The sequence below is a fragment of the Candidatus Streptomyces philanthi genome (assembly GCF_059553635.1).
Map to the genome: position 1 here is coordinate 1 of NZ_JCANQV010000236.1, position 9,311 is coordinate 9,311.

Below are 9,311 nucleotides of genomic sequence, written 5' to 3' on the forward strand. Positions count from 1 at the left end.
CCTTGCGGGCGGCGAGCTCGGTACGGTCCGCCGCGTTGTCCAGGAGGTTGCCGCGCAGGGTGAGACAGAGCCAGCCGCCGCCGGTGGCCAGCACGACCACCATCGTCAGCACGGCCGCCACCGTGGTCCGGCCGCGCAGCGTACGGGGCCGGGGCAGGCGGAGCCGGCGCGGGCGGTCAGGGCCCATCGGGTGCCAGCCGGTAGCCGACGCCCCGTACGGTGCGGATGGTGTGCCGGCCGAAGGGGGCGTCGATCTTCTTGCGGAGCGCGCTGACGTACACCTCGACGATATTGGGGTCGAGGTCCGCGGGCGGCGCCCACACCTCGTCGAGGATGTCCTGCTTGGGGACCACGCTCCCGGCCGCGGCCATCAGACACCCCAGCACATCGGCCTCCCGCGAGGTCAGTTCGACGGTCCGCCCGCCACGTCGGCACAGCCGTGCGGCGACGTCCAGCGTCAGATCGCCCGCCTGGAGCGTCGCGGGGCGGTCCCGCTTGGCGCGCCGCCCGAGGGCGCGCAGCCGGGCGAGCAGGACGACGAGGGAGAAGGGCTTGGTCAGATAGTCGTCGGCGCCCGCGTCGAGCCCGTCGGCCTCGTCGTACTCGCCGTCCTTCGCGGTGAGCATGAGGACAAGGGTGTGGTCGTCCAGCTTCCGCAGCCGCCGGCACACCTCGGCGCCGCTCAGTCCCGGCAGCATCAGGTCCAGCACGATCGCGTCGTGGCCGCCGGTCAGCGCCAGGTCCAGCCCGGTGTGCCCGTCGTGGGCGACGTCCACCCAGTGGCCGTCCGAGGAGAGGGCCCGGCGCAGGGTGTCGGCGAGCGCCTGCTCGTCCTCGATGACCAGGATTTTCACCGGTCAAATATCGCATGCGCGCGGGGCCGGGCCCGGTGCGGGTGCTTCCTGAAGACGCCCCGGGAATCCTCAGGATCTTCAGGAACCTTTCAGGAGCGCGCCCGCAGGATCGTCGGCATGCCCCGACACCCCGCCGACACCACGGACCGGCGGCGCCACCGCCGCGCCCGGTCCTCGCGCCGCGGGCGGACGGCCCGCGTCCTGCTGACCGTCACCGCCGCCCTGGTGTGCTGCGCCGCGGCCGCGGCCTGGTACCTCTACCGGGACTTCGCGAGCATCGGCTCGTCCACCGCGCTCGGCGGCGGCGCGCCCCGCTCCCGCGACGGCTCCACCAACATCCTGATCATGGGCCTGGACAGCAGGAAGGACCACGACGGCCGGGACCTGCCCCCGGAGGTGCTGGAGAAACTGCACGCGGGCAGCTCGGAGATCGGCGGCTACAACGCCAACACCCTCCTCCTGCTGCACGTCCCCGCCGACGGCGGAAGGATCAAGGGCTTCTCCGTCCCCCGCGACGACCTCGTCGACATACCCGGCCACGGCCAGGACAAGATCAAGAAGGCGTACGGGCTGGCGAAGGCCGCCAAGGAGAGCGCCCTGCGCGCCCAGGGCGTCACCGACCGGCGGCGGCTGGAGCACGAGGGCCGCGAGGCCGGGCGGCGTGCCCAGATCGACACCGTCCGCACCTTCCTCGACGTGCCCGTGGACCACTTCACCGAACTCAACCTCGCCGGCTTCTACTACCTCGCCAACGCCCTCGGCGGGGTGAAGGTCTGCCTCAACCACCCGGTCAAGGACCGCTACTCCGGCGCCGGCTTCCTCGCCGGCGAACAGACCCTCGACGGCGCGCAGTCCCTGGCCTTCGTCCGCCAGCGTCACGGCCTGCCCCGCGGCGATCTCGACCGCACCCGCCGTCAGCAGGCGTTCCTCGCCTCCGCCCTGCACCGGCTCCACGACGTCGGCACCCTCGCCCACCCCGCCCGGCTCCTGGAACTGCGCAGGGCCGCGAAGGACAACGTCGTCCTCGACGAGGGATGGGACGTGCTCTCCTTCCTCGACCAGGCCAAGAACCTCTCCCGCGGCAACGTCGGGTTCACCACCCTGCCCGTCGAGGGCTTCGCCAAGCACCACGGCGAGGACGTCAACATCGTCGACCGCGACAAGATACGCCGCCTCGTCAAGGAGGCACGGGAACGCGGCACCGGGACGACCGCACCCGCACCGCACCCGGCCCCCGCGCCGTCGCCCGCCCGTCCCAAGGAGACCGTCGAAGGAGGAGGCGTCCCGTGCGTGGACTGAACCCACGGCGCGCCGAGGCGACCCTGCTCGCCCTGGCCGTCGCCGTCCTCGCCCTCGGCCTCACCGCCGACGGCCTGGCCCGCACCGGCTCCCTGCCCCCGGGACTCCCCGGACTGACGGCCTCCCTCCTGTGCCTCGCCGCGGCCGCCCACGCCGCCGTACGCCGCTGGGCACCACGGGCCGACCCCCTCATCCTCCCCCTCGCCTTCCTCCTCACCGGCCTCGGCCTGCTGCTCATCCACCGCCTGGACCCCGTCTACGCCACCCGCTTCGGCTCCGCCCCCGCGGCCCCCGGACAGCTCCTGTGGACCGCCCTCGGCGTGGCCGCGTTCAGCGTGACGCTCGTGGCGCTGCGGAACTACCGCCTGCTCCAGCGCTATCTCTACGTCACCATGGCGGTCTCGCTCGCGCTGCTGATGGCGCCCGCCTTCTTCCCCGGGGACACCTACGGCGCCAAGCGCTGGGTGCACCTCGGGCCGGTCTCCGTCCAGCCGGGCGAGTTCGCCAAGATCTCCATCGTCGTGTTCTTCGCCGGCTACCTCGTGCTCCGCCGCGACGCCCTCTCCCTCACCGGCCGCCGGATGCTGGGCATGACGCTGCCGCACGGCCGGCAGATCGGCCCGCTGGCCGCGGTGTGGGTCCTGAGCATGCTCGTCCTCGTCCTCGAACGGGACCTCGGCACCTCCCTCCTCTTCTTCGGCGTCTTCATCGCCATGCTCTACACCGCCACCGAACGCACCGGTTGGGTGGTGTGCGGCGTCGCCCTGGCCGTACTCGGCGCGGCCGCCGTCGGCACGACGGAACCCCACGTCAAGGGACGGGTGGTCGCCTGGCTGCACCCGTTCGACATCTATCTGCCGCCCGAGCGGCGCCCGGCCGGCCTGATCTCCGACCAGGCGGCGCAGGCGCTGTTCAGCTTCGGCTCCGGAGGCATGACGGGGACCGGCCTCGGGGCGGGCCGGCCGGACCTCATCGGGTTCGCGGGCCGCAGCGACTTCATCCTCACCACCGTCGGCGAGGAACTCGGCCTCGCCGGGGTGACGGCCGTCCTGCTCCTCTACGGGCTGCTGGCCGAGCGCGGACTGCGGACCGCGCTCGCCGCGGGGAATCCCTTCGGCAAGCTGGTCGCCGCCGGGCTGTCCACCACCCTCGCGCTCCAGGTGTTCATCGTCGCCGGGGGAGTGACGGGCCTGATGCCGTTCACCGGCAAGGCCCTGCCGTTCCTCGCCCAGGGCGGCTCCGCGATGCTCGCCAACTGGCTCCTGGTCGCCGTCCTCCTCGTCATCAGCCACCACCACGGCCCGCCGGCCCGGACCGCCGCACCGCGCGAACGGCCCCGGCGCCGGCGCGTCCGCGGGACGGCATGACCGGGGCGCGGGTCAGGACCGCGCCCCGAGGCAGCTCCCGTCGGTGACGGGAAGGACCAGCGCGGACGGGTGGTGGAGCCGGACCTCGGCCGGGACGAGCCGGGTCCCCGTCGCCAGGGGATCACCGGTGCCGGTGTGACGGGCGAAGCGGGGGTGGGCGCCCCCGCTGATCTGCAACCGGATACGGTGCCCGGCGGCGAAGCGGTGGGCGGTGGAGCTCATCGCCACCGTGACACCGGCCGGGGCGTCCCCCGCGGCGTCGGCGGGACGCGGACGCCGCAGCCCGTCACAGACGTTGACCGACCGGCCGTCACGGCCGACGTCGCAGAGCCGGGCGAAGACATCGGCGTGACCGGTGTCCGCCGCGACCCGCAGTTCCGCGCGCACCGGCCCGAGGACGTCGAGCGGCTCGGTGAGCGGTGCCGTGGTGAAGGTCAGCACATCGTCCCTGGCCTCCAAGGAAGCGTTGTCCAGGGCCCCCGCCCGGCGGGACAGCAGCGGGCCGCCCAGCGACGGCGTCGGGTCGGCCGGGTCGTAGCGGAAGGACGGCGTCGCCGCCGCCTCCCCGGGCGCGTGGGGGCCCAGGGTGCCGTCGCCGCCGAGATACCAGCGGCGGTCCGCCGAGGGGGGAGGCCAGTCGGGCAGGTCGTGCCAGGCGCGACGGCCGCCCACGTGGACCCGCACCCGCGTACCGCGCAGGCCGGACGGGTCGTCCGACAGATGGGCCCGCAGCCAGGCGAGGCTCTCCGCGAAGACCTCGGGCCAGCCCTGGGCGAGGGCGGAGTGATGGGTCCAGGGGCCGACGAGCAGCGTGGTGTCGCAGCCGGCCCGCCGCAGCCCCGCGTACTGCTCCAGGGTCTGGTCGAGGTTCACGTCGTACCAGCCGCCGATCAGAGCGGTCGGCACGGTCGCGCGGCCGGCCGCCGGCCCGGCGTCGGCACCCTGCCAGGACGCGTCACCGGGGTCGGGGCGCGCCATCGCCTCCTCCAGGAACGGCACCCGTCCGCCCAGCCCGGCCGGGTACGCCTCGCCGAGGGGCAGCGTGCGGGTGATCCTCCGGAGGTGGCGCCGCAACCGCAGGGCGGCGCGCAGGAAGTGCGGCACGCCGTGGTGCTGGTGCGTCACACCCATGGCGGTGACGAGGGAGTTCTCCAGCGCGAACGCGCCCGCCGACGGGTAGAAGTAGCCGTGCAGATCGTGCACCCCGAGCTGGACCACCATCGCGCGCAGCTCCGGTGGCGGGTCCAGGGCGAGCGCCCACTGGACGTAGCCGAGGTAGCTGGGACCGATCGTCCCCAGCGCGCCGGAGAACCAGGGCTGCCGGCGCAGCCAGGCGACGGTGGCCAGGCCGTCGGCGGCCTCCGCGCGCCACAGGGTGAACTCCCCGCCCGACCCTCCGGTACCGCGGCAGCTCTGGAGGACGACATGGAAGCCCTGTTCGGCGAGGAGCACCCCGTACATCGGTGCCCAGGGGAAGCCCCGCCCGTACGGCGAGCGCAGCAGCAGCGTGGGGAAGTCGCCGTCGGCCAGGGGGAAGTAGTGGTCGGTCAGCAGCGGGGTGCCGTCGGCGGCGGGCACCACGAGGCGGGTCTCCCGGGCGATGTCGTGGAGCCTGGGCGGCATGCCGCGCCGGGGCGTCATGGCCCGTAGGAGCGGAGGAGGTCGGTGTGCGGAGGGGCGGTGCGTCGTCGTTGTCATGGTGCCTCGCTTCCGGGGCCTGGTCCCACACTTATTTCCGTACGTTGTACGAGAATAGCGGGTGGTTGGATGACCCGGGAGAGAAGGAGAAGGAACCGTGGCCCCTACAGGCGCATCCGGCCGCCCCGCCGGAGTGGACCCCGAGCAGCTCTGGGCGCCGGCCGAACGCCCCCGCCGGGGCAGGCCCCCCGCGTACGACCGCGCCGCGATCACCGCCGAGGCCGTCGCCCTCGCCGACGCCGAGGGACTCGCCGCGGTGACGATGCGCGCGGTCGCCGCCCGCGTCGGCGCGGGCACGATGTCCCTCTACAGCTATGTCCCCAACAAGGAGACCCTGCTGGAGCTCATGATCGACCACGTGAGCGGTGACCACCGGCCGCCGGCCGAACCCACCGGCGACTGGCGCGCCGACCTCCGGCGCCTCGCCCACGAACAGCGCGCGATCATGCGGCGCCACCCGTGGCTGCCCGCCGCGCTCCCCGCACGGCAGACCCTCGGCCCGAACACCCTCGTCGTCATGGAGCACGCCCTCGCCGTCCTCGCCCCCCTCGACACGGACGCCCAGGCGGGACTGGAGGCGTTCAGCCTCGTCACGGGATTCGTGGCCGGCCATGTCGCGCATGAACTCGCCCAGGAACGGGCGTCCGGCGCCGCGGGGCGCACCCCCGGCGAACTCCTCGACGCCCAGGCCCGCCACCTGCGGTCCGCCGTCACCGAGGACAGATACCCCCGACTCGCGCGGGCCCTGGCGGAGCCGGCCCGCGACCCGGCCCCCGACGCCGTCTTCGACCGCCTCCTCGACCGCGTCATCAACGGGCTCGCCGCGACGGCGTGACACGGCCCGGGGCCGGGCGAGCGGATACGGGTGGGCCGCGCCCCCGGAAACCGGGACGCGGCCCACCGGCCTCCCGTCCGCCGCCGGATCACCGTCCGGAGCGGCGGACCGCGCAGGCCCACGCCGTCCCACGGACACCCGCGACCCGGACGGCGAACGGGCCCGCGGGGCAGGTCACAAGGTGCGCTCCAGCCGGTCCGCCACCAGCTTCACGAACCGCGAGGGATCGCTCAGCTCGCCGCCCTCGGCCAGCAGCGCCATGTCGTACAGCAGCTCCGCGGTCTCGCCGAGACCCGGGTCCTGTGCGCGCTCGGCGTGCGCCTTGTTGAGGCCGCTGACCAGCGGGTGCCCCGGGTTGAGCTCCAGGATGCGCTTGACCTGCGGCACGGTCTGGCCCATCGCCCGGTACATGTTCTCCAGCGCCGGCGTCACATCGTGCGTGTCCGTGACGACGCAGGCGGGGGAGACCGTCAGACGCGAGGACAGCCGCACCTCCTTGACGCTCTCGCCCAGCCGCTCCGTCATCCACGACAGCAGGCCCGCGTACTCCTCCTGCCGCTCCTCGCGCCCGGCCGCGTCCTTCTCGCCGTCCTCGCCGTCGAGGTCCACCTCGCCCTTGGCGACGGACCGCAGCTGCTTGCCGTCGAACTCGGGGACCGCCTCGACCCACACCTCGTCGACGGGGTCGGTCAGCAGCAGCACCTCGATGCCCTTGGCCCGGAACGCCTCCATGTGCGGGGAGTTCTCGATCGCCTGCCGCGACTCGCCCGTCAGGTAGTAGATGTGCTCCTGGCCGTCCTTCATCCGCTCGACGTACTGCCGCAGCGTGGTCGGTTCGGTCTCGTCGTGGGTCGTGGCGAAGGACGCGACACCGAGGATGGCGTCGCGGTTGTCGAAGTCGCTCAGCAGCCCCTCCTTGAGGACGCGGCCGAACTCCCGCCAGAACGTGGCGTAGCGCTCCGAGGCGGCGGTCATCATCTCCTTGACCGTCGACAGCACCTTCTTCGCCAGACGCCGGTGCATCAACTGGATCTGGCGGTCCTGCTGGAGGATCTCCCGCGAGACGTTCAGCGACAGGTCCTGCGCGTCGACGACACCCTTGACGAACCGCAGGTACGGAGGCATCAGCGCCTCGCAGTCGTCCATGATGAAGACACGTTTCACATAGAGCTGCACACCGCGCTTGTAGCCCTGCATGAACAGGTCCTGCGGCGCGTGCGACGGGATGAACAGCAGCGCCTGGTACTCGAACGTGCCCTCCGCCTGGAGACGGATGGTCTCCAGCGGGTCGCTCCAGTCGTGGCTGATGTGCTTGTACAGCTCGTGGTACTCGTCGTCGGTGACCTCGTCGCGCGAGCGCGCCCACAGGGCCTTCATCGAGTTCAGCGTCTCCGGCTCCCGCGGGCCGTCGTCGCCGTCCTCCGCGCCGTCGGCGGCCTCGCCGGCCATCCGGATCGGCCAGGTGATGAAGTCCGAGTACCGCTTGACGATCTCCCTGATCTTCCACGGGGAGGTGTAGTCGTAGAGCCGGTCCTCGTTGTCCACCGGCTTGAGACGGAGCGTGACGGCGGTGCCCTGCGGCGCGTCGTCGACCGTCTCGATCGTGTACGTGCCCTCGCCGGTCGACGACCAGCGCGTGCCCTGGCTCTCGCCCGCGCGCCGGGTCAGCAGCGTGACCTCGTCGGCCACCATGAAGCTGGAGTAGAAACCGACGCCGAACTGTCCGATCAATCCCTCGGCCGCGGCACTGTCCTCGGCCTCCTTCAGCTCCCGCAGGAACTTCGCCGTCCCCGAGTTCGCGATCGTCCCGATGAGCTGGACCACCTCGTCGTGGGACATGCCGACGCCGTTGTCCCGCACGGTCAGCGTGCGGGCCTTCGCATCGGCCTCGATCCCGATGTGGAGGTCGGACACATCCGCGTCGAGGGAGTCGTCGCGGAGGGCTTCGAGACGCAGTTTGTCGAGCGCGTCGGAGGCGTTGGAGACGAGTTCACGCAGGAACACGTCCTTGTTCGAGTAGATCGAGTGGATCATCATCTGCAGAAGCTGGCGCGCTTCCACCTGAAACTCGAACGTCTCGGTCGGCATAATCCGTGATTCCTTCTCGGGTCACCAGGTGACGGAACTGACCTGGGCACTCTAGATCAGCCGGTCGCCACGCGGTCCTGGTTCCCGGCAGCGGCCCCGCTCCCGGCCCGCGGGTTCGCGCACGGCTGACACGCGGCGTACCGAATGTGCCCATTGGTGACGGAATGTGTCTCCTCGCGGCCCGGTGGCTCCCGGCCCGGATCTCCACCCGGCGTTCCCCCCACGGGGGGAACCACTCCACCCGGCAACGGTGCCACCGTGGAACCGGCGCCCCACCACGGGGCCCGCACCCGTGACGAGGGGAGACCGTCCCATGCACCGAGCCGTCGACACCGCCCTCACCTGCACTCTCTGGGGCTGGCTCGCCGCCGAGGGGGTGCTCCAGGTACGGCAGCGGTTCCGCAGCGAGGCCACCGAACGCACCGAGCGGCGCAGCCTGCTGCTTCTCGGCGTACTGGCGGCGGCCGGGATCGCCCTCGCCGCACCGGTGCGCGATGCGCTGCCCGCCCTGTCCTACGACACCCGGAGCCTGGCCCTGCGGACGGTGCTGCTGCCGGCGGCCTGGGCCGGTATCGCCCTCCGCCTGTGGGCGATCATCGCCCTGGGCCGGTTCTTCCGCAGCACCGTCCACATCCAGCACGGCCACCGGGTCGTCACCTCCGGCCCGTACCGGTGGGTGCGCCACCCCGCCTACAGCGGCATCCTGCTGACCGCCCTGTCCTTCGCCGTCCTCTTCGGCAACGCCGCCTCCTGGCTGCTGTTCACCGCGTGCTGCGTCATCGCCGTGGCCTACCGCATCCGCGTCGAGGAACGCATGCTGCTCGACGCCCTCGGCGAGGACTACCGCGCCTACGCGGCGCGGACGCGGAGGCTCGTTCCGGGGGTGTGGTGACGGGTCTGCGGAAGCCGCCCGGGGCGCTGCGACGGAGCGCCCCACCCGCTCGGCAGGTGGGGCGCTCCGTCGGCCTTCGCGGCTCAGCGCTTGGTCCACAGAATCCAGTACAGGGCGTTGGCGCACTGGTACTCGCTCCACGCGTGCCGTTCGACGCCTTGCCGTCCGGCGTTGAGGCACTCGTCGTGCTTCCCGTACTTGCCGCTGATGCTCCAACCGTCGGAGGCCGTGTGGTCCGAGGTCTTCCGGGTGGCGGACGGTCCTGTGGTGTTTCCGTC

The 9,311-nt window shown here is 72.5% G+C and carries 8 protein-coding genes; 4 read left to right on the top strand and 4 right to left on the bottom strand.

Features of this window, described 5'->3' with window-relative positions; genetic code table 11:
* Nucleotides 1–176: 176 nt before the first annotated feature.
* The gene (locus AC51EU_RS22775) at nt 177–854 is read right to left on the bottom strand and encodes a response regulator transcription factor (RefSeq protein WP_496268896.1); all 678 of its coding nucleotides are present in this window, start codon (nt 852–854) and stop codon (nt 177–179) included.
* A gap of 117 nt (nt 855–971) precedes the next feature.
* Between AC51EU_RS22775 and AC51EU_RS22780 the strand changes: the two genes are divergently transcribed.
* Both AC51EU_RS22780 and AC51EU_RS22785 read left to right on the top strand, forming a co-directional pair.
* Complete coding sequence (locus tag AC51EU_RS22780) at nt 972–2,153, top strand: LCP family protein (protein WP_496268897.1); 1,182 nt, start codon at nt 972–974, stop codon at nt 2,151–2,153.
* Complete coding sequence (locus AC51EU_RS22785; RefSeq protein ID WP_496268898.1) at nt 2,141–3,520, top strand: FtsW/RodA/SpoVE family cell cycle protein; 1,380 nt, start codon at nt 2,141–2,143, stop codon at nt 3,518–3,520. The genes AC51EU_RS22780 and AC51EU_RS22785 overlap by 13 nt, the downstream gene beginning before the upstream one ends.
* A 12-nt stretch (nt 3,521–3,532) precedes the next feature.
* Here the strand turns inward: AC51EU_RS22785 and AC51EU_RS22790 are convergent, their stop codons facing one another.
* Nucleotides 3,533–5,218, bottom strand: coding sequence for a CocE/NonD family hydrolase (locus AC51EU_RS22790; RefSeq protein ID WP_496268899.1), 1,686 nt, complete (start codon nt 5,216–5,218; stop codon nt 3,533–3,535).
* Nucleotides 5,219–5,315: 97 nt separating this feature from the next.
* Here AC51EU_RS22790 and AC51EU_RS22795 point away from each other — a divergent pair, with 97 nt between their 5' ends.
* Nucleotides 5,316–6,053, top strand: a complete 738-nt coding sequence (locus AC51EU_RS22795; RefSeq protein WP_496268900.1) for a TetR/AcrR family transcriptional regulator — start codon at nt 5,316–5,318, stop codon at nt 6,051–6,053.
* A 174-nt stretch (nt 6,054–6,227) separates the two neighbouring features.
* Here AC51EU_RS22795 and htpG read toward each other — a convergent pair whose 3' ends face one another.
* Nucleotides 6,228–8,141, bottom strand: coding sequence for a molecular chaperone HtpG (gene htpG, locus AC51EU_RS22800; protein ID WP_496268901.1), 1,914 nt, complete (start codon nt 8,139–8,141; stop codon nt 6,228–6,230).
* Nucleotides 8,142–8,454: 313 nt separating this feature from the next.
* Between htpG and AC51EU_RS22805 the strand changes: the two genes are divergently transcribed.
* Complete coding sequence (locus AC51EU_RS22805; RefSeq protein ID WP_496268902.1) at nt 8,455–9,033, top strand: methyltransferase family protein; 579 nt, start codon at nt 8,455–8,457, stop codon at nt 9,031–9,033.
* An 83-nt stretch (nt 9,034–9,116) separates the two neighbouring features.
* On the opposite strand, the gene AC51EU_RS22810 is transcribed toward AC51EU_RS22805, so the two are convergent.
* Nucleotides 9,117–9,311, bottom strand: a 195-nt coding sequence (locus AC51EU_RS22810; protein ID WP_496268903.1) for a hypothetical protein, incomplete at its 5' end; no start/stop codon positions are given.